The 24651-nt window shown below is 43.0% G+C and carries 24 protein-coding genes; 21 read left to right on the forward strand and 3 right to left on the reverse strand.

The window, feature by feature from the left end; translation table 11 throughout:
* Positions 1-12 precede the first annotated feature (12 nt).
* The gene (locus M3180_RS11750) at positions 13-288 is read left to right on the forward strand and encodes a YfzA family protein (protein WP_251667654.1); all 276 of its coding nucleotides are present in this window, start codon (positions 13-15) and stop codon (positions 286-288) included.
* Between the two features lie 87 nt (positions 289-375).
* Here M3180_RS11750 and M3180_RS11755 read toward each other — a convergent pair whose 3' ends face one another.
* Positions 376-1062, reverse strand: coding sequence for a metal-dependent hydrolase (locus tag M3180_RS11755; protein ID WP_251667655.1), 687 nt, complete (start codon positions 1060-1062; stop codon positions 376-378).
* 317 nt (positions 1063-1379) lie between these two features.
* Here M3180_RS11755 and M3180_RS11760 point away from each other — a divergent pair, with 317 nt between their 5' ends.
* From M3180_RS11760 to M3180_RS11790, 7 genes are all read left to right on the forward strand, one after another.
* Positions 1380-2849, forward strand: coding sequence for a PTS mannitol transporter subunit IIBC (locus tag M3180_RS11760; RefSeq protein WP_251667656.1), 1470 nt, complete (start codon positions 1380-1382; stop codon positions 2847-2849).
* Between the two features lie 75 nt (positions 2850-2924).
* Positions 2925-4985, forward strand: a complete 2061-nt coding sequence (locus M3180_RS11765) for a BglG family transcription antiterminator (RefSeq protein WP_251667657.1) — start codon at positions 2925-2927, stop codon at positions 4983-4985.
* A gap of 18 nt (positions 4986-5003) precedes the next feature.
* Entirely contained in the window at positions 5004-5438 is a 435-nt protein-coding gene (locus M3180_RS11770; RefSeq protein ID WP_251667658.1) for a PTS mannitol transporter subunit IIA, read from the forward strand.
* A 1-nt stretch (position 5439) separates the two neighbouring features.
* The gene (locus tag M3180_RS11775) at positions 5440-6588 is read left to right on the forward strand and encodes a mannitol-1-phosphate 5-dehydrogenase (protein ID WP_251667659.1); all 1149 of its coding nucleotides are present in this window, start codon (positions 5440-5442) and stop codon (positions 6586-6588) included.
* A gap of 22 nt (positions 6589-6610) precedes the next feature.
* The gene (ptsP, locus tag M3180_RS11780) at positions 6611-8332 is read left to right on the forward strand and encodes a phosphoenolpyruvate--protein phosphotransferase (RefSeq protein WP_251667660.1); all 1722 of its coding nucleotides are present in this window, start codon (positions 6611-6613) and stop codon (positions 8330-8332) included.
* 169 nt (positions 8333-8501) lie between these two features.
* Positions 8502-8765 carry an HPr family phosphocarrier protein gene (locus M3180_RS11785; RefSeq protein WP_251667661.1) on the forward strand — a complete coding sequence of 88 codons (264 nt, stop codon included), beginning with the start codon at positions 8502-8504 and terminating at the stop codon, positions 8763-8765.
* Positions 8766-9051: 286 nt separating this feature from the next.
* Positions 9052-9387 carry a hypothetical protein gene (locus M3180_RS11790; RefSeq protein ID WP_251667662.1) on the forward strand — a complete coding sequence of 112 codons (336 nt, stop codon included), beginning with the start codon at positions 9052-9054 and terminating at the stop codon, positions 9385-9387.
* Positions 9388-10053: 666 nt separating this feature from the next.
* On the opposite strand, the gene M3180_RS11795 is transcribed toward M3180_RS11790, so the two are convergent.
* Entirely contained in the window at positions 10054-10890 is an 837-nt protein-coding gene (locus M3180_RS11795) for a patatin-like phospholipase family protein (protein ID WP_251667663.1), read from the reverse strand.
* Between the two features lie 227 nt (positions 10891-11117).
* Between M3180_RS11795 and M3180_RS11800 the strand changes: the two genes are divergently transcribed.
* The 10 genes from M3180_RS11800 (at position 11118) to M3180_RS11845 (ending at position 20647) form a co-directional block, all read left to right on the forward strand.
* Entirely contained in the window at positions 11118-11495 is a 378-nt protein-coding gene (locus M3180_RS11800; protein WP_251667664.1) for a GntR family transcriptional regulator, read from the forward strand.
* 61 nt (positions 11496-11556) lie between these two features.
* Entirely contained in the window at positions 11557-12345 is a 789-nt protein-coding gene (locus tag M3180_RS11805) for a hypothetical protein (RefSeq protein WP_251667665.1), read from the forward strand.
* 13 nt (positions 12346-12358) lie between these two features.
* Entirely contained in the window at positions 12359-13663 is a 1305-nt protein-coding gene (locus tag M3180_RS11810; protein ID WP_251667666.1) for a hypothetical protein, read from the forward strand.
* Between the two features lie 193 nt (positions 13664-13856).
* On the forward strand, positions 13857-15146 hold the full coding sequence (locus M3180_RS11815; protein ID WP_251667667.1) for a hypothetical protein: 1290 nt from the start codon (positions 13857-13859) through the stop codon (positions 15144-15146).
* A gap of 97 nt (positions 15147-15243) precedes the next feature.
* Positions 15244-15945, forward strand: a complete 702-nt coding sequence (locus tag M3180_RS11820) for an ATP-binding cassette domain-containing protein (RefSeq protein ID WP_251667668.1) — start codon at positions 15244-15246, stop codon at positions 15943-15945.
* 175 nt (positions 15946-16120) lie between these two features.
* Entirely contained in the window at positions 16121-17092 is a 972-nt protein-coding gene (locus M3180_RS11825; protein ID WP_251667669.1) for an ABC transporter substrate-binding protein, read from the forward strand.
* A 60-nt stretch (positions 17093-17152) separates the two neighbouring features.
* A complete protein-coding gene (locus M3180_RS11830) occupies positions 17153-18154 on the forward strand; it encodes a FecCD family ABC transporter permease (RefSeq protein WP_432806930.1) in 1002 nt (333 codons plus the stop codon).
* Positions 18151-19185 carry a FecCD family ABC transporter permease gene (locus tag M3180_RS11835; RefSeq protein ID WP_251667670.1) on the forward strand — a complete coding sequence of 345 codons (1035 nt, stop codon included), beginning with the start codon at positions 18151-18153 and terminating at the stop codon, positions 19183-19185. Before M3180_RS11830 ends, M3180_RS11835 begins: the two co-directional genes overlap by 4 nt.
* Positions 19186-19196: 11 nt before the next feature.
* Positions 19197-19997 carry an ABC transporter ATP-binding protein gene (locus M3180_RS11840; protein WP_285855700.1) on the forward strand — a complete coding sequence of 267 codons (801 nt, stop codon included), beginning with the start codon at positions 19197-19199 and terminating at the stop codon, positions 19995-19997.
* On the forward strand, positions 19994-20647 hold the full coding sequence (locus tag M3180_RS11845) for an IucA/IucC family C-terminal-domain containing protein (protein ID WP_251667671.1): 654 nt from the start codon (positions 19994-19996) through the stop codon (positions 20645-20647). The genes M3180_RS11840 and M3180_RS11845 overlap by 4 nt, the downstream gene beginning before the upstream one ends.
* A gap of 56 nt (positions 20648-20703) precedes the next feature.
* On the opposite strand, the gene M3180_RS11850 is transcribed toward M3180_RS11845, so the two are convergent.
* Positions 20704-21267, reverse strand: coding sequence for a GbsR/MarR family transcriptional regulator (locus M3180_RS11850; protein ID WP_251667672.1), 564 nt, complete (start codon positions 21265-21267; stop codon positions 20704-20706).
* A gap of 238 nt (positions 21268-21505) precedes the next feature.
* Between M3180_RS11850 and M3180_RS11855 the strand changes: the two genes are divergently transcribed.
* The 3 genes from M3180_RS11855 to M3180_RS11865 are packed head-to-tail and all read left to right on the forward strand — an operon-like array spanning position 21506 to position 24436.
* Positions 21506-22705 carry a quaternary amine ABC transporter ATP-binding protein gene (locus M3180_RS11855; RefSeq protein WP_251667673.1) on the forward strand — a complete coding sequence of 400 codons (1200 nt, stop codon included), beginning with the start codon at positions 21506-21508 and terminating at the stop codon, positions 22703-22705.
* On the forward strand, positions 22702-23532 hold the full coding sequence (locus M3180_RS11860) for an ABC transporter permease (RefSeq protein WP_251667674.1): 831 nt from the start codon (positions 22702-22704) through the stop codon (positions 23530-23532). The genes M3180_RS11855 and M3180_RS11860 overlap by 4 nt, the downstream gene beginning before the upstream one ends.
* Positions 23533-23551: 19 nt before the next feature.
* Positions 23552-24436: a glycine betaine ABC transporter substrate-binding protein gene (locus tag M3180_RS11865; protein ID WP_251667675.1), complete on the forward strand. Its 885-nt coding sequence runs from the start codon at positions 23552-23554 to the stop codon at positions 24434-24436.
* Positions 24437-24651: the final 215 nt, after the last annotated feature.

Here is a 24651-nt window from a genome sequence, read left to right on the forward strand (position 1 = left end):
GAGGTTATGATGTTGGAGACTACAACTCGTAAACGTACCATTTTCAAATGGGGTTGGCTTAAATACATTGGTATTTTTGCTGCTATTCAGTTCTTTTTTATGATCTTTGATCGCTTTCCTCCTAGGTTTAGAGAGGGAACAGTGCTTTCTCGACTGTCTGAATCTACATGGTTTACTGAGAAGTTTACATTTTATGAAACACCTGAATTTAATATTCTCACTGTGTTTTTTGCGCTAATATTTCTGCCATCGGCCATGATCAGCGCAATAAAAAGTATACGGCAATAAACCATCATAAAAAATAGAGCCGGCACGGATCGCAGCTTTAGCTGATCATCCATGTCGGCTTTTTCGTATCTGTTCAGTTTTATCGTCTTAGATCGTGATCGACTGTCCTGGAGTAAGTGCGTGACCTTGCTGGCTTTGTTGCTCAAGCTTAGCGACAAACGTCTCACCGCTTTGTTGAATTGGAGGGAACGTATTGAAATGAATCGGAAGGATGTGCTTAGCACCTGTCCACTTCGCTGCAAGCAAGGCTTCTTCTGGTCCCATCGTAAAATGATCACCGATTGGTACCGCTGCAATATCGATGTCATGCAGATCGCCGATGAGCTTAATATCGGAGAACAGTGCCGTATCACCCATATGATATAATACTTTATCTTCCATCGTAACTATGACGCCTTGTGCTTGACCCGCATAATGAGCGACTCCATCAACTTCATAGGATGAGCTATGAAAGGCTTGCACAAACTTTATCGATACCTGCTCATCTAGCTGAAACTTGCCTCCCGTATTCATACCTAATGTGCTTGCACCTGTTGGACTAATAAGGTTCGCTAGCTCCACGACTGCATAGATTGGACAATCATTCGCTAGGGCGATCGAAGCAGCGTCGGCAGAGTGATCGTGATGACCATGTGTAAGAACGACAGCATCTACATTTACTTGCTCCGGCTGCAATGGTGCAGTGGGATTGTCACGCAGGAACGGATCAATAATTAATCTTTTTCCTGCCCCTTCTACGAGCAGACAAGCATGACCTAAAAAAGTAATCTTCATATGTAATGACTCCTTTCTTATCAATCGTTCTGTCCCAGTATACCATGATCCATACGTGAATTAGAAACCACCAATAGCTATATTCCAAGCACGGTGTAAAAATATTTTTTGTGAAAAGTTCAACATGAAGGTGTATAAAAGAATTTATGAAAACGCTTTAATGACAATGCTTTGAGGGTCTTCACAAATATTTTAATTCGATTGTGGCAACAATACGACTGACAAAATGTCATTTTCCTTTTGTTGCTTGGGATTTGGGGATTGGGTAGGATGAAAACAGATAGATTACTAAAAAACATATCTTAGGAGGTTTTGGTATGGAGCAGCAGAATGGCGTACGCGTTGCCGTTCAAAAGTTTGGGCGTTTCTTAAGTGGTATGGTTATGCCCAATATTGGAGCATTTATTGCTTGGGGACTGCTAACCGCTTTATTTATTCCAACAGGCTGGCTGCCAAATGAAAAGCTGTCAGCACTCGTAGATCCAACCCTTAAATATCTTTTACCACTTCTAATTGGTTATACTGGTGGTACGATGGTTCACAAGCAACGAGGCGGGGTTATCGGTGCGTTAATGACAATGGGTGTCATCGTCGGCTCTAACATTCCGATGCTGCTTGGAGCAATGATCTGTGGTCCACTTGCAGCTTGGATACTTAAGAAATTTGACGGACTGATTGAAGGTAAGATTAAGTCCGGCTTTGAAATGCTAGTTAATAACTTCTCACTTGGTATCATCGGTGGAGCGTTAACAATCGTTTCTTACATTGGTATTGGTCCGATTATTGAGAAAGTGACGGCAATACTTACGACAGGCGTGGAATTCCTCGTTAATCATAACCTAATTCCATTAGCCAATCTTATCATTGAGCCAGCAAAAATATTGTTCCTGAACAATGCGATCAACCATGGTGTATTAGGACCAATTGGTTTGAATGAAGCGGCTCAGGTTGGTCAATCGATTCTGTTCTTACTAGAATCTAACCCAGGTCCAGGTCTTGGTATTCTGCTTGCTTACATGATTGCAGGCCGTGGTTCTGCACGAAGCACAGCGCCTGGTGCGGTTCTTATTCATGCAGTTGGTGGTATTCATGAAATCTACTTCCCGTATGTATTAATGAACCCTAAGCTAATCATTGCTGTTATTGCAGGTGGTATTTCAGGTACATTTACATTCTCTATTCTTGGAGCAGGTCTTGTTGCTACACCTTCACCGGGTAGTATTATCGCGCTAGCTGCGATGGCGCCAAAAGGTGGATTGCTGCCAGTGCTAGCAGGCTTTATCGTCGCAACCGTTGTAACATTCGTTATCGCATTCTTTATGCTTAAGACGACTAAGAACAAAGGTGAAGAGGAAGATTTGGAAGCAGCGGCTCAAAAGATGAAGGATATGAAAGCTGCGGGCAAAACAGCAGCAACGGATTCAGTATCTAATCCAAATCAAGCTGCAAATGAAGCAGCATTGAATGAAGTCGTTGGCAGTGATGAAGTGGATGATAAGAAAGCCGCAGAGGATGTTCGCAAAATTGTATTCTCCTGCGATGCAGGTATGGGGTCTAGTGCGATGGGCGCTTCTATTCTACGTAAGAAGATGAAAGCAGCCGGCTCTGACATCACTGTAATTAATACAGCAATTAGCGATATTCCAGATGATGCGGACATTGTCATCACACATAAAACGTTAACGGATCGAGCAAAGCAAAAGGCACCACAATCGGAGCATATCTCCATTGATAACTTCCTTAAGAGCCCAGAGTATGAATTGCTTGTTGAGCGTTTAACGAAATAAAAAAGTTTAGGCCACAATTGCTGGAGCGTATGCTCTGGCAATGTGGTCATTCTAAGCATATAGGCGGGTAATAAGATGAATATATCAATTCGAACTCGTCAGATCATTGAAATTCTTCTGCATGCAGATCAAGGACTAACCATAAGTGAAATTGCGAATCATTTGGAGGTAAGTCCGCGTACTGTTCATCGAGAGCTAACAAGCGTAGAGGAAACAGTGACAGTCTATCACATCGAGCTGATTCGCAAATCAGGACTAGGCATTAAGCTCAGCGGAGATCAGGAATCGATGCATGCGTTAGAGGAAGCATTGTCATCGTTATCGAAGATAGAGTTTACATCGGAGGATCGGCAGCTGTTGATCCTATGCATGCTTCTCGCAGCTGATGAGCCCATTAAGCTTTTTGCTATCGCACACGAGCTGAAGGCCGCTGTATCCACGATAACGAATGATCTTAACACGCTTGAAAAATGGGTTAGAAAGTGGCGTGTAGCGCTTGTTCGCAAAAGAGGTCTCGGTGTCATATTGTCTGCACCAGAAACTCAGCTTAGAGAATTAATTCGACAAGTAGTCAAGCTGCGCTTAGACCCAACAGAGCTTATAACGAGCTCTAAACAGCTATCTGGGCATCCTATCTATGAACGGCTGTTCCAGCTTGCTGGTAAGTCGGTAATGTCGGATGTCGAAAGTGTGCTGTGGTTATGGGAAGAGCAATGGGAAAGTCAGCTTAGTGAGGATGGCTATACGGATCTGCTGCTGCGCTTGTCGATCGGCATTAGCCGCATTCGGGCAGCGCGTTTGATCCAGCCGGGTGAATGGCGAAGACTTAAATACGAGGAATCTGAAAGTGAAGCAGGGGTTGAGCGTTTAACGGAGCTGTTGTCAGAGCATTTTGAGCTAAGCTTCACAGCGGATGAGAAGAAGTATATCTACTACATCATTCATCACGTTCGCGAGGAGCATGTACTGGCGCTGCTCGGTGATGATCTATCGTTAACGCAAGCGATCGCTCAAATTACAATGCATGTCGAGAAAAAATTCCAGGTAGACCTTAGAGAGGATCGATCACTTAGAGACGGGTTGTTCCATCATATGAAGCTTACGCTGCATCAGCTGAATGCTGGACAGACGATACGCAATCCTTTGCTTGAGCACATTATGAAGGACTATGAGGAGCTTTTCGAGACCGTTCGCGACGCAGCTCAAGCTTATCTACCTAATCTACACATACCAGATGAGGAAATCGGATATATCGTTACGCATTATGGCGCTGCGCTTGAAAGATTAAAGCATCTGCAGCCAGATGTACATGCGATATTGGTTTGCAGTACGGGGATTGGCTCATCTAAGCTGCTTCAGGTACGCCTGCAAAAGGAATTTCCACAAATCCGAATTATCGATCGTGTTTCGTGGTATGAGGCTTCTAGGCTCTCAAGCGACCGATACGATATTATCATCTCAACGATTGATTTACCGATCAATCCAGCTGCTTATTTAAAGGTCACGCCTTTAATCACGCAGGAGGATGCAGATCGGCTGCTTGCTTTTATCCGTGATACAGCGATTGTGAAGAAGCCATATCCAGTCGACATGTACTCGGACGATGATATTCGCTCTAAGCCTGATCTAGATCAGCTTCTAAGTAAAAAGATAACGCTCGATCATATTATATGGATTATCGAGCAGTTTGAGATCGTTGAGCTTCGGGAAGAATACAACGATCTATCGTCGATTTTAGAGGTTGCTTGTGTGCACGAGCAGCATAAGGAAGTTCTCACGGAAGCTGATCTTGTTAAGCATCGCTTGCTCGATCGAGAAAAAAACGGCAGTCAAATGATTCCTGACACAACGCTGGCGTTGTTTCACACGAGAAGCTCGGCTATTCACACTTCTTCCTTAACGCTGTTTAAGTTAAATAATCCAATCTTTATGGATAAACAGCGAAAAATTCTACTAGAGCATTTCCTGTTAATGCTGGCGCCGCAAAGCTTACCTTGGGAAGCGCTTGAGGTGCTTAGTGAGATCAGTGCCTTGCTGCTTGAGGAGGAAATGATTGAGCTGTTAGGCCGCGGCGATGAGCAGGATATTCGTCAATACTTAACGAAAAAGCTACATGAATTTTTTAACACTAAATAAAAAGGTGAGTGACATCAGATGAGCATACTATCTACTAATAAAGTAAAGCTAAACGCAAAGGTAAATGACAAATTTGAAGCGATTCGCATCGCAGGTGAGCTGCTTGTTCAAGCAGGGCACGCTGAAGCAAGCTATGTGGACAGCATGATTGAGCGTGAAAATACATTGTCTACTTATATGGGCGGTGGACTTGCGATTCCTCACGGAACGAATGAGGCGAAGGGCAAAATTAAGAGCACGGGCTTATCCATCGTACAAATTCCAGACGGCGTTGACTTTGGTGATGGAGAAATCGCACATGTTGTGATCGGTATCGCTGCAATTGGTGATGATCATATGGATATTTTAACGAGTGTAGCGATGGTTTGCTCAGACGATGAGAATTTGGAACGGATCATTAAAGCTGAGACAGCAGAGCAATTGATCGAAATCTTCGAAAGCGAGATGGAGTAATATGATTGCTTTACATTTTGGAGCTGGTAATATCGGGCGCGGCTTTATTGGCTTGTTGCTTTCGCAATCTGGCTATGAGGTCGTATTCTCCGATGTTAATCAGGATATTGTGCAAGAGCTGCAGAAGCGCGGACAATATACGGTAACGCTAGCGAATGAGACGCATGATCAGCTGCAGGTGACAGGTGTGACTGCGATAGATGGCACTGATCTGGAGAAGGTTGCGGAGACAGTAGCCAAAGCGGATCTCGTGACAACAGCGGTTGGCGTCAACATACTGAAGCATATTGCGAAGGGCATTGCGGTTGGCATTGAGCGCCGTGTTGCACAAGGAGCAGCACCACTGCATGTCATTGCGTGTGAAAATGCGATTGGTGGCAGCACACAGTTGAAGGAGCATGTATTCAGTCATTTGCCGGAGGAAGTAAAAGCTAAGGCTGAGCAAGTCGTAGCATTTCCTGATGCAGCGGTGGATCGCATCGTTCCGATTCAGCATCACGAGGATCGCTTGGCCGTAACGGTTGAGCCGTTCCATGAATGGGTGATTGATGAGTCGGCAATGTTCGACGGCTATAAGGTCATTGATGGAGTGCATTATGTAACGAATTTGCAGCCTTACATTGAACGCAAGCTGTTTACAGTGAACACAGGGCATGCTACAGCTGCTTATATTGGCAATCTTCATCGCTACGAAACGATTCAACAGGCGATGGCGGATGAGCAGGTTGTAAGCGAGGTAAAAGCGACGCTAGCAGAATCTGGCGGAGCCTTAATTGCACACTATCAGTTTGATCAAGCTGAGCATCAGCAATATATAGATACGATTATTGAGCGTTTCCGCAATACGGAGCTGACGGATGAGATCTCACGGGTTGGTCGTTCGCCGATTCGTAAGCTGTCTCCGAATGATCGCCTTGTGCGGCCAGCAATGCTTGCCCTAGAAGTTGGGATAGAGCCTAAGCATCTAGCAAACGCTATGGCAGCAGCGCTTCGCTTCGATGTTGCAGACGACCCGGAATCTGTAGAGCTGCAGCAATTGCTGAAGGCTATCGGTATTAATGAAACGTTAACGAAGGTAACATCTCTTAGTAAGGATCATCCTATTCATCGCATGGTGGTTGCAAGCTATGAGGCCTCGTCTGCAAAATAATCATTAGGATGGAGGATGAGTAATGAAATCTGAACATATTACAGGTGTGGCGGCATCTCCAGGAATTGCGATTGCGAAAGCATTCAAATTCACCAACACAGAGATCCGCCCAACGAAAACAACGATTACGGATACAGAAAAAGAGACAGATCGTTTTCGTGCAGCAGTAGAACAAGCGAAGCAAGACATTGAACAAATTCGTCAATTAACGGAGCAGCGTCTAGGAGCACAAAAGGCTGAAATATTCGAGGCGCATATTTTCCTGTTAATGGACCCTGATCTTATAGATAATACAATCGATAAAATCTCCGATGAGAAAATTAATGCAGAATATGCATTGCATGAGGTAGCTAGCCTTGTCATTGGCATGCTGCAGGAGATGGATAATGAGATGCTGCGTGAACGTGCAGCAGATGTTAAGGATGTTACGGGGCGAGTGATTGCTTATCTGACAGGCAAGCCTTACGCCACACTAACGGGAATATCTGAGGAAACGATCATTGTTGCCAATGATCTGACACCGTCAGATACAGCACAGCTTGATCTGAATTACATCCGTGGGTTTATTACGGAGATTGGCAGCCGTACGTCACATTCCGCAATTATGGCTCGCTCGCTAGAGCTGCCAGCAGTTGTAGGCACAGAGTCATTGCTTAATCGCGTCGAAAATGGTGCAACGATCATTATGGACGCAACGGAAGGTCGAATCATCATCGATCCAACGAATGAAGAGCTTTCTGAGTATGAAGAGAAAAAGCGCCAGTATGAGGAGCGCAGAGCACAATTAAAGCTGCTTGCCGAGCAGCCTTCAGTGTCTGCTGATGGCGTGCACGTAGAGCTTGCAGCTAATATTGGTAGTGTTGAGGATGTAGCGAAGGTGCTCGAGAATGGAGCCGACGGTATCGGTCTGTTCCGCACAGAGTTCATCTATATGGGACGAAAAAACTTCCCAACTGAGGAAGAGCAGGTTCAAATCTACAAGCATGTGTTAAGCAAATTAGAAGGCAAACGAGTCGTTATTCGTACGCTCGATATCGGCGGAGACAAGGAGCTTGACTACCTTGAGCTGCCGAAGGAAAGCAATCCGTTTCTAGGCTTGCGTGCGCTGCGGCTGTGCTTGTCACGCGAGGATATCTTCCGTACACAGCTTCGCGCCTTGCTGCGTGCTAGTACTGAAGGCAAGCTGAACATTATGTTTCCTATGATTGCAGTGCTAAGCGAGCTTCGTGAAGCGAAGCGGATTCTTGCTGAGGAAAAAGCGAAGCTATTAGCAGAGGGAGTAGCGGTGTCTGAGGACATCGAGGTTGGAATGATGATCGAAATTCCAGCAGCAGCACTGAATGCAGATGCCTTTGCGAAGGAAGTAGACTTCTTCAGTATCGGTACGAACGACTTGATTCAATATACAATGGCAGCAGACCGCATGAATGAAGCGGTAGCTTATCTGTACCAGCCATATCATCCAAGCATTCTTCGTCTTGTGCAGATGGTCATTAAGGCAGCAGAGCGTGCTGGCAAATGGTCTGGTATGTGCGGCGAGATGGCAGGAGATCAGATTGCGATTCCATTGCTGCTTGGTCTAGGCTTGAATGAATTTAGCATGAGCGCAAGCTCAATTCTCCCTGCACGCGAGCAGATCGGTCAGCTGTCACAGCAGGACTGGAAGGCGATCGCCGAGGAAGCATTAACACTAGGTACGCAGGAAGAAGTAAAACAATTAGTGGAACAAAAGCTGGCTCGATAAAGCTGAGTTGATTAGTCACATAGATTGAGCTGATAGAGGTTAATCAATAAGGCTGGTTTGCCGTGGTAAGTTAATAAGTAAGAGTTAAACCGAGGTCCAGTCAGACAAGATCGAGTTAGAGTTAGACTACATGTAGTCAATAAAGATGTTATATAAAGGAGTGTTTTAAATGATCTCAGAGACATTTACAATTATTCACCCGCAGGGCTTTCACGCACGTCCAACGAAAATCTTCGTTCAAGCAGCATCGCAATACCCGTGCAAGGTTAACCTAATTAAAGGAGAGAAGAAAATCAACGGCAAAAGCTCATTGAGCATGCTAACTCTAGGTCTTTCCGCTGGTGATGAGGTAACGCTAGAGGTAGACGGCGAGCGCGAGGAAGAAGCACTAAAAGAACTAGGCGGCCTTCTAACTCAAATTTTTGAAGAGTAGTCCGCAACGATAGCTTAAGAAGCAAAAGGAACAAGAAGTGATGATGACATCATCTCAGGCTTGTTCCTTTTTGTTTGCTTACTTCCCGTATTGACAGTTGTTATTCAACAGAATGTATTCTCTTTTGTTTTACATTTTCGTCGTATTGCGACACACTCTTTTCCTATCATTCACCTTATTATTATGTTAAAATTATCCATAATGTTTTGCAGTTTAATTGATTATTTCTTTATGTATTGATGCGAAGCATTAGTTATGATGCACTATGAAGGGTGAGAACTACCTAATGGAATTAGAATTTGGGAACTTTGCAATTGTTCTTCCACCATTGCACATTACAATTATCGCAATAATTATTACTTTCTTTTTAGTTAGGTGGAGCAAGCAGTTAGAAACAAGACGGTTTACAGTTTTTTTTTACTTTTTGATTAGCACTCTGATTACTCCGATTTTTTCCATTGGTACAAAAGATGGAGTCTTTCAGCTATGGATTCCCGTGGGATTTATAGTGATTTTCTTTTACTTGTTTCCCAGCAAAAGAAATCATCCAGCTAAAATGAAAGCGAGTATTTTAGGACTTTCCATAGCAATATGTCAGATAATTTTTAAATATGTTGGGTAGATTTTGATACTCCACTATTGCAAAACCAGAGTAATCTTGAGCTCACAAAATGGGCTTTTTTTCATTTCACCTATTGCACAATATGAATCAACGGCGCACCTTTGCGTGCATTAATTTGTGTTAACATTAGTAAAAAGGAGTGTGATTATAAAATGAAATTGTCGTTTAAGGATAGAGTGACATCCCCTTACTTTATTGCCTACGCTTTAATAGGAATATTTTTAGCTCTATTGTTTTGGCTAACAGATTCCCCTGGTGGAGAAGGGTGGAAGTTTTTAATCATACTGTTTTACATCCCATTGGGTTCAGGGATTGCCCACATGTTAACCTTGAAAAGAGTTCAGAATAAAGGAAAAGAATAACTATATTATTTACCTTGTTCTCTTACTACATAGTTTGAGTCAACCAGCATTCGCCTTGCTGTGCAGTTTTATTCTAGACTCATCGCCTAAGGAGCAATAATCGTTTCTTCCTCCCCAAAATCCTTCACTTCTTCAAGTATGCGAGCTACACGTGTAATGGTTGCTTCAAAGCTTCATTTATTGTTAAGGCACGGTTGTCTGAATTGCCTATCCGAGCGTAACGCAAAAATAGGCAGCCCGAAGGCTGCCTAGGTACGATCAATTTTCTCTTTTTGACGCTATTTTTTTGCTCCGAATCTCACATTTACTGAAACAATGCTCGGATGTGATCGATCTTCTCCTCAGCTAGCTGGTATCCGTGCTCGCAGCTTTGCTTCAGCTTGCTATAGTCCTTCTCAAAGCTCTCTAGCTTATATTGAGGCCTTATGATGACTGCTTTGCCTTCCTCCTCAAGCTGCTCACAGAAAGCGACCGTTTCATTATAGATTGTATGGCGAGTAAGCAGCAGCTCAGCAAGCTTTGGATACTTGCGGTTCAGCAGCTTAGCAGCTACACCATTAGCCCTGCTGTATGTTTTGGTATAGCCCTTGGGCTGTGTAAGCACGATAAGATGCTTGTCATGACCGTCCTCTATTGCTTTACGAATCGGAATTGGATCACTAATTCCACCATCGTAGTAACTGCTGCCGTTGATCTCAATGGCGGGAAAGTAAAGCGGGATCGCACAGGAGGCGCGCAGCATCGTCCAAGCTCGATCAGCCTTCATTCCATCCATATATTCGGTTAAGCCAGTATGTGCATTCGTTACACCGACTAGCACTTGTCCGTCATAGCTTTGGTACGTATCTATATCGAATGGAATATGCTTATTCGGTATCTCATCAAATACGAAGTCAAGACCGAATAAGCTGCGATTACGTAAATAATTGCGAAATCCTAAATAGCGCGGATCATTACGGAACTGCTCCATAATTTGCAGATTACGCTGCTTCTGCTTAGATATATAAGAAACACCATTGCTAATTCCAGCTGAAACACCAATAACATACGGGAACATGATGTCGTGATCAAGTAAAGCATCCATTACTCCTGAGCTGAAGATTGGGCGTAACGTACCGCCCTCTAAAATTAAACTAGGCATGTTGCATAAACCCCTTTCCTACTTCAAGCATAACATGTTTTGGGACGAGCAAGTAAGAGGCTCAAATCTATTTGTACGCAAGGGAATCCACAATGTAATTAACATTCTTTATTAGGAAAAGGATAAAATTGATAGAAATATTTAGCTCTAAGATTTTATGGTAGTTATTGACAAAATAGTTGTATTAGTAGCATAATACAGTTATGACAGGAGGCAGGTGAGCGTTTTTGCTTAATTTTTATGAGCTACAACTAAACAACAAAGAACCGGTATACGTGCAGCTAGCTTTATATGTAAAACGTCAAATCCTGCTCGGGCAAGCATCTACGGGTGATCGACTGCCATCAAGAAGAGAAATTGCCGCTCAGCTGCATATCAATCCCAATACGGTACAAAAGGCGTTCAGGCTAATGGAGGATGAGGGCTATGTGCGCACGAGCAGTACGCAAGGGAGCATCCTATATGTAGATGAAGCAATCCGTACCTCTATTGAGGATGAGATGATGCGCGGGATGGTCAGTGAGTTTATTGGATCAGCGAAGGAAGTGAATTTATCCTTCAAGAAGGTCGTTGATCTAATTAGTGAGCTATGGGATGAGTCGTGAATGAACAATGGGGAGTCATGCATACATTGTACTATGCCTATAATACAATCGAGGTGATAAGGTGAGGCAGTTTTATCGATTAATGAATGCACAGTTCAGTGAGCTCGTCATCAGTGTATTGTCGCTATGCGTAACGCTGATCGCCGCTTCGTGGCTGCTCGTGCTTTATAAGATTAAAGACTATAACCAATATGCTGTACATGAACGATTCGAGGATATATACGCAACTTCTGGATTGCCTATCGTATTTCTAATCTGTGTACTAGCGGTCATTGCTTTATTTGTTAAGTCATTTTATTCGTCCTACTGGGGCAGTAAGAGCATTTACACATTGATGACGCTGCCTGTGAAGCGAGAACTTGTTTACTTAAGCAAGCTATGCTCGTTTGCAATTAGTATGCTCATGCTTTTATGTGCTCAGCTTCTTGGTTTTATATTAGCGTACAATTACATGGCATTCAAAATTGCGAGCTACAGCAATGGAGAATTTGAAGTAACGAACGGGCTGTTTCTTGCCTTTATTCGGTCTGATTTTATGCGTCTGCTGTGGCCTTATGGCTTCGCTAATGTGCTCTCGACAGTAAGTATCTTTATTGTCATCATTACTTGGGTATATCACTTAGTGCTATGTGAAAGAAGTCAGCGCAGATTGGGAGCGATCTTAATAACAGCTGTGTTCTGGCCAATATATCTCGTAGTAACGATGAGGCTAGATGCTTTTAATAGTTACGGTGCTTTTAATAGCTACGATTCATCCAAAGTAATATTGTACAGCGCCATTCTGCTCGTCATAAGTGTAATTTGTGTATGGCATAGTATCGTGCTGCTACGAAAGGGTGCAACGACGTAAGGAGGGAAGCGTGATGAAAAGGTTAAGATGGTCAACGTTAAAGCGTCATATCGCGCTCACGCTTACAATTGTAGCTGCCGTATTAATAATTGCAGCACTCGTTCTAGTTCGAGGAGCGAAGGAGCATGGAACGTATGAGATTGCCCATCTGTATGGAGATCCATCGGTTATGGAAGGGATCACGGTAAGCGGTGCTACTCAAGATGAGAATCATAGAACAAGCTTTGCGTGGCTAGATGATCATGTAGAGACTAAGACAGAAGTGTTTGCTAAACCTCAGCAAAATTGGACTTATCATTATCGGGGGATGTATGAGCGCATTAATGACTACTATTACACTGTACATCTCAACTCTTATAAGGGATTAAAGATAGAACGCAATAGTCTCCATCACAATAGGTGGGAGCACTCAGAATATATAGAAATGGAGCTGCCCATAGCGAGGCTTTTTTATAAAGAAAGCTATTCTTCTGATGACATGAGAAGGTTAAGTTATGGCTTAGCAGAGGTAGAGGGCGAATTATATATTACCCTCGTAACCACGACAGGATATGAAGGGGTAAATTGGATATTCAAGCTTAATTCTGATCAATGGTCTAAATCAATGTTTCCGTTTGAATCAGTTAAACCTACTCCGATTATGAGCTATAGATCCGATAGTAATGATATTGAGGATACTACGCAAACGGCTGTACTTGGTTTAGAAGCGGTTGGCGACATTCTTGCCTTAATTTTAGTGCGAGACGATAAACTCGTCATTGAAGGCTATCATACTGATGGTAAGAAGCTGGGTGAGACAGCGATAGTCCCATTTATATTCGAAGAATTTAATGATGAGCTTGCAGATGGTGACAATTATGCTCGTTATGGGGTTGGATATGAGGCTTATCATGATGCTGAGAATGGGATGCTTACCTTAAGTTTTCTTAACCAGCAATCGCAACGTACTGCTGTTACCGTACAATGCACGGAGGATGGAATTAAGCTTATAGACGTAACAGAATTAAAAAAAGTAGATAAATTGCTGCGAGGTTATAGTGAATCTCTGTATGATGAGCGATTTATAGCCTTTAAGGCAGGGAAGCTTTATGAGGCGGGAGTATATCGTGAAATCAATCAGTCAGATAACAATGTTTGGTATAGGTTATTACCGATTCGTCTTCTTGTTCATGTATATGAGCGAGGCGAGCTGGTGTACGCCGGCGAGTTGATGACTGATGTCAATGATGATCTCGTTCGTATGAAGAATCAAAGCACACAAAATCTCAACTATAGTGATGCGGAGTATCGCAACTTATTTGACCTTCATATTGATTGACTGTTTGGCTTTAATTATTTGAATGTGTCTGGTTGATTATAGATAATGTTTGATCTAATTGACTAGAGTAAGCCCAAAGCAAGCTCAAAGCAAGATACTTATAAGTAAAAGGTATCTTAGTAAAAGGTATTCTGAGTAAAACATATGTCGAGATAAAGCGCATCGTGAACGATGCAAGTGAGGGGGAAGCGTGATGAAAAGATTAAGATGGTCAGCATTAAAGCGTCATATCGCGCTCCCGCTTGCCATCGTAGCTGCGGTTTTAGTAATTGCAGCACTCGTCCAAGTTCGAGGAATGAAGGATCAAGGAACCTATGAGATTGCCCACCTTTACGGAGATCCATCGGTTATGAAAGGGATCAATATAAGCGGTGCGATTCAAGATGCTAATCATAGAACAAGCTTTATGTGGCGCCATGATCAGAATCAGGTAGATACTAAAACTGAAGTCTTTGATAATCAACAGAAGGATCGGGTTTATCGGTATTTTCGAGGAATGTTCCATCCTATTAACGATTACTATTATTATGTTAATGAATTCAAAGATTTAGGTTTTTTTGTAGATCGAGGTACGATTATTGACGGCAATTGGAAAGGGCTTGACTCGATAAACCTTGATATTACTGTTAAACCTTTAGTTAAGAAAGATAATAATGTCGTAAGGCTTTATGTCGATAGAAACAATGGGTTGACGGAGACTAAGGGGGATATTTATTTTACGCTAGCATCAACCTCGGAATATAAAGGGATAAACGGCATTTATAAACTGAACTTTGATCAACGGGAAGAAGAAACAGCCCCCATAATGACGTTTAGCCTCGACAATACTACGGAAGAGGATGGAGCACGAACAGCAGTGCTTGGATTGGAGTCCGTTAATGATGCACTCGCACTCCTATTAGTCAAGGATGATAAGTTAGTCATTGAAGGGTATCGGACGGACGGTGCTAAGCTTGGGGAGGTTGTAGTGGCTCCTTTTCTATTTCAGCATATTAATGCTGAGCTTGCAGATGATGCTAGTCTAGCACGCTATGAAGTGACCTATGAAGCGTATAGCCAAGAAGAAACTGGAGTGCTTAGCTTAAGCTTTAACAGTAACCAATCTCATCGAACCATCGTGACTTTACAGCGCTCTGAAGAAGGTCTCCAGCTTGTAGACATCACGGAAATTGATAAAGAAGATGAGCTTCTTCGTGAGCGTAGTTATAACGAATTTGGTGAGCGTTTTATAACGTATAGAGACGGAAGGCTATACTACGTCGGAGTTTTCCATGAATTTCTCGATAAAGAAGGCAATGCTTTAGATCCAATGTCACCGATTCGAATACTCCTACATGTGTATGAGCAAGGGAACATCGTGTATACAGGCGAGCTTATAACCGACATAAACGATGATTTGCTTCGAGTTAGTCCGTATGATTTATCTAATTACAATTATGATCGAGCGGAATATCGCAACGTGTATGATCTGTATATTCATTAAAATACCCTATATGAGCGTGCGAGGTGTTCTATGGAGTGAAGCTAAGGCTGTACAGTAAGATAGGTGACCGTCCGTTGCTTGTTAGGAGGTAGAAATAATGATTGAACTAAAGTTTTTAGAGAGAGCTGCGCTGAAAATTCAAGACCTTACGCTGCGCCCAGGTGAAGTAACAGCAATTGTAGGTGCGAATGGAAGCGGGAAGACATCGCTGCTTAAGATGATTATGGGCCTTAGTGAGATAGGGAGCTATGGTCAAGTTCTTATCGATGGAAAGCCAGTGCAGCAGCAATACGAGCTGCTTTCATTCATTACGGAGGAAGGCAGCTATATCCCCTATATGACTGTCGAGCAGTACGGTGCATTTCTTGCAGATTATTTTCCGAAATTCAATCGTGCGCGCTATGAGCAGCTGCTTCATTATTTCGATCTATATCCAAGTGATCGAATAAAGATAATGTCCACCGGTCAAAAGGCGAAGCTCGAAATATGCGCAGGCTTTTCTAAAGGTGCAAAGTATATATTGATGGACGAACCGTTTAATGGCAAGGATATGTTCACGCGTCGCGACTTCTTGAAGCTGATGATCTCCAGCATGAAGGAGGATGAAGCGATTATCGTGACGACGCATATGATCGATGAGATTGAAAATGTTATCGATCGCGCAATTGTGATGCATAATGGACGAATTAAGGCCGATGTGATGATTGACGAGCTGCGCGAGGAAGGGCTGACACTGCCACAGCTCATGGCGGAAAAGGCAAGGTACAATCCGAAGGAGCATAGTAAGTTAATTGATTAAAACTGACACAATGATGAAGAGAAGCAGCATGCAGCTGCTTCTCTTTTTGTTCTTGGCAAGTCATAGAATTTATTACGTTTGAGAATAATTCTCAAAAAAAGTGTTGCCAAAATTTACACTTTGTACTACAATCCTAATTGAAAATGAATATCATTATTGATTGGGAGAGAAGAGAATGAAGAACAAGCTTTGGTCTACTATAGTAGTCGTTGCGGCAGTTGTAGCGGCTCTTACTGCTTGCAGCAAATCCAGTAACGAAGGGGCTCAAGTAGTCACATCCAATACAACCAGTGAGAATTCCACAAAGGTTGAAATTTCTCATGTATTAGGCACGACGACGATTGAAGGAAAGCCTCAACGAATCGTAACCCTCTTTCAAGGGGCAACAGATACATTACTCCAATTCGGTGTCACTCCAGTAGGTGTGGTCGAATCTTGGGCACAGCAGCCAATGTATGATTATCTAAAGGATGACTTGCAAGACGTGACCTATGTTGGGCTGGAGACTCAACCGAATCTCGAAGAAATATCTGCACTGAAGCCAGATCTTATTATTGCGACCCAGGTTCGTCATGAGGAAATCTATGATCAGCTGTCCCAAATCGCGCCAACGGTTGTAAGCACCATTCTTTACGATATTCGTGAGACGACGTCGTTGATTGGTCAGGCTATTGGTGAAGAAGATAAAGCAAAAGCATTAATAACGGATTGGGAAGGGCGAGTTAGCGACTTTAATTCCAAAATATCTAAAGTAGAAGGCTGGCCAATGAGCGTTTCGGTGATTAACTTTCGTGAAGATCACGCAAGAATTTACGTGACAGGCTTTGCTGGCTCAATATTAAATGAGCTAGGCTTTAGAGGACCGAAGAACTTAGAGGGTGATGATCTGGAGATCGTAAGACTAACCGATAAGGAAAGCATTCCAAATATGAATGCCGACGTTTCGTTCCAATTTTTCGAGGATAATGAAGCGGTTAACAAAACCTACGAGGAATGGACATCACATCCGCTTTTCCAAAATCTAGACTCGACCAAATCGAACCAACAGTTCAGAGTCGACGAGATTACATGGAACTTTGCAGGTGGCTTGAAGTCTGCACATTTGATGCTTGATGATCTATATGAGCATTTCAAAATCGAACAGTAGGGTGGATAAGGGGAATCATTAAGCTTCCCCTTTTTCTATGGAAGAAGAGGGTAGGTTATGCTGCAAACAACATTTGTTAAATCCATCGGTTTATGTGTGCTCTTTGTTCTCGTAGCGTGTCTAATCTATTGTAGTTTAGCGATGGGGCAGCTATCGATATCATTTAGAGCGGTATGGGACGTTATGAATCATTACAACGCAGAGGACACGGAGCATTTAGTTATTGCAACGAGTCGTTTCGCAAGAGCCATGATCGCGTTAGTGCTTGGCATGACCTTGGCCGTTGCAGGAGTGCTTGTGCAGGCATTGACTAGAAATCCAATTGCTGCGCCTGATTTGGTGGGAGTAAATGCAGGAGCTATTTTCTTTATTGTGCTCGCGATCACTTGGCTGAATATACAATCGTTAGCTGGTTATATGTGGTTTGGTTTTCTTGGTGCTGCACTGTCGGGGACGGCTGTTTTTTTGCTAAGCAGCTGGGGAAGAGATGGTCTTACGCCAATCAAAATTATATTAGCAGGTACCGCACTTTCAGCTCTTTTTATTTCATTCACACAAGGGTTATTAGTCATTGATGAACAGTCCATTCAGACCGTACTGTTCTGGATAGCGGGCTCGATTGCTGGGCGAGATCTAGAGATGCTGCTATCTGTGCTGCCGATCTTATGTGCTGCTCTTTTTATAAGCTTATTGCTTGGCAAATCCATGAATGTATTCAGCTCAGGCGATGATATCGCTAAAGGACTCGGTCAGCGAGTCGGGCTGTTAAAAATATTGATGGGCATATTGATCGTCATTCTAGCAGGCGGATCGATAGCCATCGCAGGATCAATCGGCTTTATCGGGCTAATTATCCCACACGTATCGAAAAAGCTGGTGGGCACCGACTATCGTTGGGTTATTCCTTATGCAGCTTTATTAGGTTCCCTACTATTATTATGTGCTGATATTGCAGCTAGGTTTATCATTATGCCACAGGAGGTACCTATTGGAGTGATGACGGCCATTATAGGTGGACCTTTCTTCGTATATCTTGTGAAGAGAGGGGTGTCTAAACGATGAAAGCTTGGACGATCCGACTTTTTCAAGGAAAGGTATCCCTTCAGCTATCGATGAGATGGCTTGTTGCTCTATTCATCCTAAGCCTCGTGCTCATTGGGCTTTTTATTATTGCGCTGGCAGCCGGCAGCAATTGGATTCCATTGCATGAAGTTATTCTTCAATTGACAGGTTACATAGATACTCATAGCTTTGTAATCGGAACGCTTCGCTTGCCTCGTATTCTATTAGCTATCCTAGTTGGATCAAGTCTAGGAGTCGCCGGACTTATATTACAAGCGATCGTTCGGAATCCGCTTGCATCTCCCGACATTATAGGGATTACAAGTGGAGCATCCTTTGGTGCAGTAACGTTTATTACGTTAGGGACAGGTATCATAAGCATGCAGCTTCTTCCTGTTGCTGCGATTGCTGGAGGACTGTGCACCGCATTGCTTATTTATATTATTTCTTGGAATAAAGGCGTAACTCCAATACGTCTCGTGTTAATAGGTATTGGCATCGCAGCGATATTAAAGGCCGGAATCTCATTTATGATTGTGTTTAGTAATGCCGTAGTTACGACAAAGGCGTACATATGGTTAACGGGAAGCTTATATGCTGCAAGCTGGAGCGATGTATCCGCTATGCTGCTATGGATGCTGATCCCAGTTCCGATATTGCTTGTTCTAGGCAGAAGCATGAATGTAACAGAGCTAGGGGATGATGCTGCAGTGAATGCAGGTATTCGTGTGCAGAGTCAGCGCTTCGTATTTCTGATGTGCAGCGTCATACTTGCGGGAACTGCAGCTGCCTATGCCGGCGGAATTGAATTTGTAGGGCTAATGGCTCCGCATATCGCCAAGCGTCTTACCGTTAGAGCGTTTAATCGTTTAATTCCTTTAACCGCTCTAATCGGAGCAATCTTAGTGTTGGTTGCAGACATTATCGCCAGAACGATGTTTTTGCCGAGGGATATTCCAGCTGGTGTATTTACTGCCGCAATCGGAGCACCGTTTTTCATATATTTACTGTTTCACAATAGAAATCGCTAGGAGAGATCACGATGATTGGATTACAATTACAAACTGAGCAATTAACGCTTAACTATGGCGAACAGCACATTATTGACAATTTAAGCTTCGAAATCCCTCTCCACAAAATTACGGTGCTCGTTGGTGCGAATGGAAGTGGAAAGTCTACATTGCTCCGATCGATGGCGCGGCTTTTAAAGCCGAGCTCCGGTCATGTATTGCTTGACGATCAATCTCTTCAAAGCATCTCTACCAAAGAAATAGCGAAAAAATTAGCGATTTTGCCGCAGGGACCTATTGCTCCAGAAGGATTGACCGTACAGCAGCTGGTCAAGCAAGGGCGTTATCCTCATCAACGTTGGTATCAGCAATGGTCGGGGGAGGATGAGCACATCGTAGAGCAGGCGATGTCAGCAACTCAGCTGCTTCTATTTAAAAACAGACCATTGGAGCAATTATCTGGAGGACAAAGACAGCGAGCATGGATTGCGATGACGTTAGCTCAAGAGACACCAATTCTGCTATTAGATGAACCGACTACGTATCTGGATATGGCACATCAAATTGAATTGCTTGATTTTTTGTTTGAGTTAAATCGTACGAAAAATCGTACCATCGTCATGGTGCTGCACGATTTGAATTTAGCTTGCCGTTACGCGGACCATCTTGTCGCCATCCATAATAAAACGATTGCAACGCAAGGGAAGCCCGAGCATATCGTGACATCGGAAATGGTGCAGGAGGTATTCGGAATGGCTGCCATTATCCATGAAGATCCCTTTTTTGGAACACCGTTATGTATACCTAAAGGGAAGGGAAGACGTATTAAATGAGCCTAGAGCATTATGGGATAAGGGTGCGACAAGCCGAAGCGGGAATTCCATTAGACCAGCTGCTGGATAAGGAACGTTTAACATCTATTATCCGCCATTATGCCCAGCGTATACATACCGACGATATGACGATTGCGGGCTCTTTATTTATGAAGCGATACGCTGTACTCACAGCAGCAGCAGCGGTTTACTATTACGATCTTCAAGAAGAAAAGATGGATTGGTGGACGTCTGCACAGTTTGATGCGGAACATTTCACTTTGCTTATCGATGAGTCAATCAGTGAGCTTGTAGACGATAGCTGGCGCGCGAGGATATTCAGGGAGCATTTAACGCCAATGCTTGAATTGATAGCCAAAGAATGTAAAATCAATGAGCGGATTCTATGGGAGAACATCGCTGTTCGAATAAATTCTGTTTTTCGGGAATACGAGCATACGATGCCAAGCGAGCTATTGGATCAAACCTACAGCGTATTAACAAGTAAGCCGTGTAATTGGCTTGGAAGAGAACAGAATCCTTTTGCTGCTAGAATTCACCGAACATTTAATGATAAAGCGAATCCGAAACGGAAAACATGCTGCCGTTATTATCAGATAAGCACCTCCACGGAAACTCCATATTGCTTTGTATGCCCACTCTGGAAGTGAAATAGCATCGAAGCAAACATACAAAAAAGGGAAGCCTTCGCGGCTTCCCTTTTTTCTTATAAATCTTCTTCCTTCGGGATGAATTTAAAGATTTCACCAGATTCCAGCGAATCAATCAGACGTTCCAGCCATTTGTAGTAGCTTACGGCTTCACGTATCTTCTGCTCATCCTCCGACAGTATAGCTTGAAACTCTGCATCTTCAGGATATTGCTGCTTAAGCTCCTCGATTTCCTTCAAGGTGCGCTTCATCGCACTTTTATTCTGCTCAACAGCCTTCATCCATTTGATTGCAAAGTAATCTGCGAAATTTTGATGAAAATCAGGCTCGACCATATAAAGATCTTTCCGTGATCCTTTGCTCCAAACCTTGCTTATCATTTTTAGATCGTGTAATGTGCGCATCCCCGTACTCATGGAGGTTTTACTCATCCCCATCGTCTGACTCATCTCATCTAAAGTAACAGGATGCTGATTAAAAAACATATGACCATATAAATGACCAATCGATAAAGTAACACCGTATAAGTCCATGTTCTTACCAATTGACTCTATTACCCGTTTACGCGTACTTTGCAATTTTCCGATTTGCTCCTCGGACAATGCTGCAAGTCTGTTCATGTCCTTCCTCCTAGGAGAAATATCTCCTTCACATTCTATATTAAGTATTGTAAACAATAGTGCGTAAAGATGTAAAGAAACTGATTGGATTGAAAAAGGGAGGAATACAGAGCATACTGGATGTAAAGTACGTAAAGTTAAAACTGTACAAACTATACAACTTCTCACGCCTTTTGACCTTCTTTGATGAATGTCGGTACACTATTAAGGTCGAAAAGATTCAAAAAGGAGGCATCGTATGGCGATCTTAGAAGCCAAAAGGCTAACTAAAATATTTGGATCCGATCCGAAAAAAGTCATTCCATTATTGGATAAGGGATTGTCAAAAGAAAAAATACTGGCAGAAACAAATATGACTGTCGGTGTAAATCAAGCTGATTTCGCTATAGAAGAAGGACAAATATTCGTCATTATGGGTTTATCAGGTAGTGGTAAATCAACACTTGTTAGACTTCTTAATCGGTTGATTGAACCAACATTAGGTGAGGTTCTGTTTAGAGGAAAAGATATTCTAAGTATGTCTGCAGAAGAACTGCGTCAATTTAGAAGAAAAAATGTTGGCATGGTGTTTCAGAAATTCGCACTATTCCCACATCGTACCGTTATTCAAAATATTGAATTTGGTCTTGAGGTCCAAGGAATTAACAAAAAAGAGCGTCGCGAAATGGCGATGCAGGCATTAGAGCTCGTTGGACTTAAGGGCTGGGAAAACAGCTACCCTGAGCAACTAAGTGGCGGTATGCAGCAGCGTGTCGGACTAGCAAGAGGTCTTGCGAATGATCCGGACGTATTGCTTATGGACGAAGCCTTCAGTGCGCTAGATCCGCTTATTCGAAAGGATATGCAGGATGAGTTAGTTGAGCTTCAAGCGAAAATGAAGAAAACGATCGTATTTATTACGCATGATCTGAATGAAGCACTGCGTATCGGCGACAAAATCGCACTGATGCGTGACGGTAGTATCGTACAGATCGGTACGCCAGAAGAAATTTTAATGCAGCCTGCCAATAAATATGTAGAACGATTTGTTGAGGATGTAGATTTATCTAAAGTACTGACAGCTTCTCACGTGATGATTAAGCCGGAGACCATTACACTAGAGCGTGGTCCGCGTGTTGCACTTCAGCTAATGAGAAGCCGCGGTATTTCGAACCTGTATGTTGTTGATAAAAGCATGAAGCTGCTCGGTGTTATTACGGCAGAGGATGCGGCTGAAGCAATTAAAACAGGTCAAAGTCTTGAAGAGGTAATGCTTAAAGATGTTCCTACACTTTCTCCGGATACCGTCATTAATGAAATCTTCGATACGATTAGTAATACGAAGGTTCCCATTTCTATTATTGATGACAACGGAAGATTGAAGGGGATTGTTGTTAGAGGTGCGGTGCTTGCTGCCTTGTCAGGAAACAACGATTTAGAGGCAGGTGATAGCGTATGAATTTACCCAAAATCCCGCTAGCAGAATGGATTGAATGGATTGAGGATTGGTTAAAGCTGAATTTTGATCCAGTTTTCAAATTTATTAAAAGTACAATTGAAGGCATGGTCAACGGCTTAGAGTTTGTATTATTAGGCGTTCCTGCATTAGCGCTCATCGTTATATTCGCGGCGATCGCATGGTATCTAGGTAAATGGAGAATGGGTGTCTTCACGCTTGTAGGACTATTCATTATTCAGAACTTAGGTTTATGGGACAAAACCATGCTTACGCTAGCATTGGTATTAACGGCTACGATTATTTCCGTTGTTTTCGGTGTACCAATCGGAATATTGTCTGCGCGTAGTGACCGCTTGCAAAAAGTTATACAACCTATACTAGATTTCATGCAGACGATGCCAGCATTCGTATACCTTCTCCCGACGGTAACGTTCTTCTCACTAGGGGTTGTACCTGGTGTCATATCGTCGATCATATTCGCAATTCCACCTACGATAAGGCTTACGAATCTTGGTATCCGCCAGGTTCCGTCAGAGTTGATTGAGGCTGCGGACGCATTTGGCTCAACGCCAGGTCAGAAATTGATTAAATTACAGCTCCCACTAGCTGTACCGACGATTATGGCAGGTATTAACCAGACGATTATGCTTGCATTATCTATGGTCGTTATCTCGTCCATGATCGGAGCTCAAGGTGTTGGTGCCGATGTATATCGTGCGGTAACGCAAAACAAAACAGGGGTTGGCTTTGAGGCTGGTCTTGCCATCGTTATACTAGCGATTATCTTGGACAGACTGGCTCAAAATATAGTAAAAAAATCTAAATAAATCAGGAGAGTGATTAAGAATGAAGAAGAAATGGTTAAAACTGATCACGGCAGCACTAGCTGTTATGGTGATTGCAGCTGGATGTTCTAATTCATCAAATGGTGGCAATAGCTCTACAAACGAGAAGAAGGAAATCACGCTTGCATACGTAGCGTGGGATTCTGAGATTGCAAGTACGAATGTAGTGAAAGAAGTATTTGAAGAGCGTCTTGGCTATAAAGTAAATATGCTTCAAGTTGATGCAGGCCCGATGTTCGCAGGCTTGGCAGATGGCAGTGCTGATGCTATTCTTGCGGCTTGGCTACCAGGAACTCATGCTTCTTATATGACTGAATATGGTGACAGATTCGAGGATCTAGGTCCTAACCTTGATGGAGCGAAAATTGGTATGGTTGTACCAACGTATATGGACATTAACAGCATTGAGGATTTAAACTCAGTTGGTGAGTCTTTAAACTATACAATTACTGGTATTGAGCCAGGTGCTGGTATAATGGAAGCAACGAATAATGCGCTAGACGAGTACGAATTGCGTGATCAATGGACATTGCTTGAGAGCTCATCTGCAGCTATGACACAAGAGCTATCGAATGCTTATGACAAGCAAGAGCCGATTGTTGTAACAGGCTGGACTCCTCACTGGAAGTTCGCTAAGATGGACCTGAAATATCTAGAGGATCCGAAGGGTGTATATGGTGCTGAAGAACAGATCCACACGATGGTACGTGATGGTCTAAGTGAAGATCAGCCTGAAGCTTATGCATTCCTTGATAAATTCTACTGGTCCCCAGACGATATGGCTGAAGTTATGATTCAAATTCAGGACGGTAAATCTCCTGAAGAAGCAGCTAAAGCTTGGGTTGAAGCTAATGCAGATAAAGTAGATGCTTGGTTGGCTGAATAATAGAAAATTATATAATATTACTTGGTTAGTTCACGGAGTAATATTGCTTAAAAGCAGAGTCGTATAATACGGCTCTGCTTTTTTTGTAGTGTGCCCAGCATGGGCGCTATCTCTAGGGTTCAAGTCCCGAATGGTGAAGGCAGTAGTAGCCATAGCTTAAGGCAAGGGTGTCCATCGCGAGGTGGAATCTGAAGGAAGCCAGCGGCAAATCTCCG

Origin of the sequence: Paenibacillus camelliae (assembly GCF_023715345.1) — a bacterium.
Lineage (GTDB): Bacteria > Bacillota > Bacilli > Paenibacillales > Paenibacillaceae > Pristimantibacillus > Pristimantibacillus camelliae.

What these genes read in the sequence shown, in the direction of transcription:
- M3180_RS11755 (WP_251667655.1), bottom strand. Translation starts at nt 1,062, where the DNA reads ATGAAGATTACTTTTTTAGGTCATGCTTGTCTGCTCGTAGAAGGGGCA.
- M3180_RS11850 (WP_251667672.1), bottom strand. Translation starts at nt 21,267, where the DNA reads ATGAACAGACTTGCAGCATTGTCCGAGGAGCAAATCGGAAAATTGCAA.
- M3180_RS11775 (WP_251667659.1), top strand. Translation starts at nt 5,440, where the DNA reads ATGATTGCTTTACATTTTGGAGCTGGTAATATCGGGCGCGGCTTTATT.
- M3180_RS11765 (WP_251667657.1), top strand. Translation starts at nt 2,925, where the DNA reads ATGAATATATCAATTCGAACTCGTCAGATCATTGAAATTCTTCTGCAT.
- M3180_RS11815 (WP_251667667.1), top strand. Translation starts at nt 13,857, where the DNA reads ATGAAAAGATTAAGATGGTCAGCATTAAAGCGTCATATCGCGCTCCCG.
- M3180_RS11790 (WP_251667662.1), top strand. Translation starts at nt 9,052, where the DNA reads ATGGAATTAGAATTTGGGAACTTTGCAATTGTTCTTCCACCATTGCAC.
- M3180_RS11770 (WP_251667658.1), top strand. Translation starts at nt 5,004, where the DNA reads ATGAGCATACTATCTACTAATAAAGTAAAGCTAAACGCAAAGGTAAAT.
- M3180_RS11785 (WP_251667661.1), top strand. Translation starts at nt 8,502, where the DNA reads ATGATCTCAGAGACATTTACAATTATTCACCCGCAGGGCTTTCACGCA.
- M3180_RS11810 (WP_251667666.1), top strand. Translation starts at nt 12,359, where the DNA reads ATGAAAAGGTTAAGATGGTCAACGTTAAAGCGTCATATCGCGCTCACG.
- M3180_RS11760 (WP_251667656.1), top strand. Translation starts at nt 1,380, where the DNA reads ATGGAGCAGCAGAATGGCGTACGCGTTGCCGTTCAAAAGTTTGGGCGT.
- M3180_RS11865 (WP_251667675.1), top strand. Translation starts at nt 23,552, where the DNA reads ATGAAGAAGAAATGGTTAAAACTGATCACGGCAGCACTAGCTGTTATG.
- M3180_RS11820 (WP_251667668.1), top strand. Translation starts at nt 15,244, where the DNA reads ATGATTGAACTAAAGTTTTTAGAGAGAGCTGCGCTGAAAATTCAAGAC.
- M3180_RS11845 (WP_251667671.1), top strand. Translation starts at nt 19,994, where the DNA reads ATGAGCCTAGAGCATTATGGGATAAGGGTGCGACAAGCCGAAGCGGGA.
- M3180_RS11825 (WP_251667669.1), top strand. Translation starts at nt 16,121, where the DNA reads ATGAAGAACAAGCTTTGGTCTACTATAGTAGTCGTTGCGGCAGTTGTA.
- M3180_RS11860 (WP_251667674.1), top strand. Translation starts at nt 22,702, where the DNA reads ATGAATTTACCCAAAATCCCGCTAGCAGAATGGATTGAATGGATTGAG.
- M3180_RS11840 (WP_285855700.1), top strand. Translation starts at nt 19,197, where the DNA reads ATGATTGGATTACAATTACAAACTGAGCAATTAACGCTTAACTATGGC.
- M3180_RS11795 (WP_251667663.1), bottom strand. Translation starts at nt 10,890, where the DNA reads ATGCCTAGTTTAATTTTAGAGGGCGGTACGTTACGCCCAATCTTCAGC.
- ptsP (WP_251667660.1), top strand. Translation starts at nt 6,611, where the DNA reads ATGAAATCTGAACATATTACAGGTGTGGCGGCATCTCCAGGAATTGCG.
- M3180_RS11855 (WP_251667673.1), top strand. Translation starts at nt 21,506, where the DNA reads ATGGCGATCTTAGAAGCCAAAAGGCTAACTAAAATATTTGGATCCGAT.
- M3180_RS11835 (WP_251667670.1), top strand. Translation starts at nt 18,151, where the DNA reads ATGAAAGCTTGGACGATCCGACTTTTTCAAGGAAAGGTATCCCTTCAG.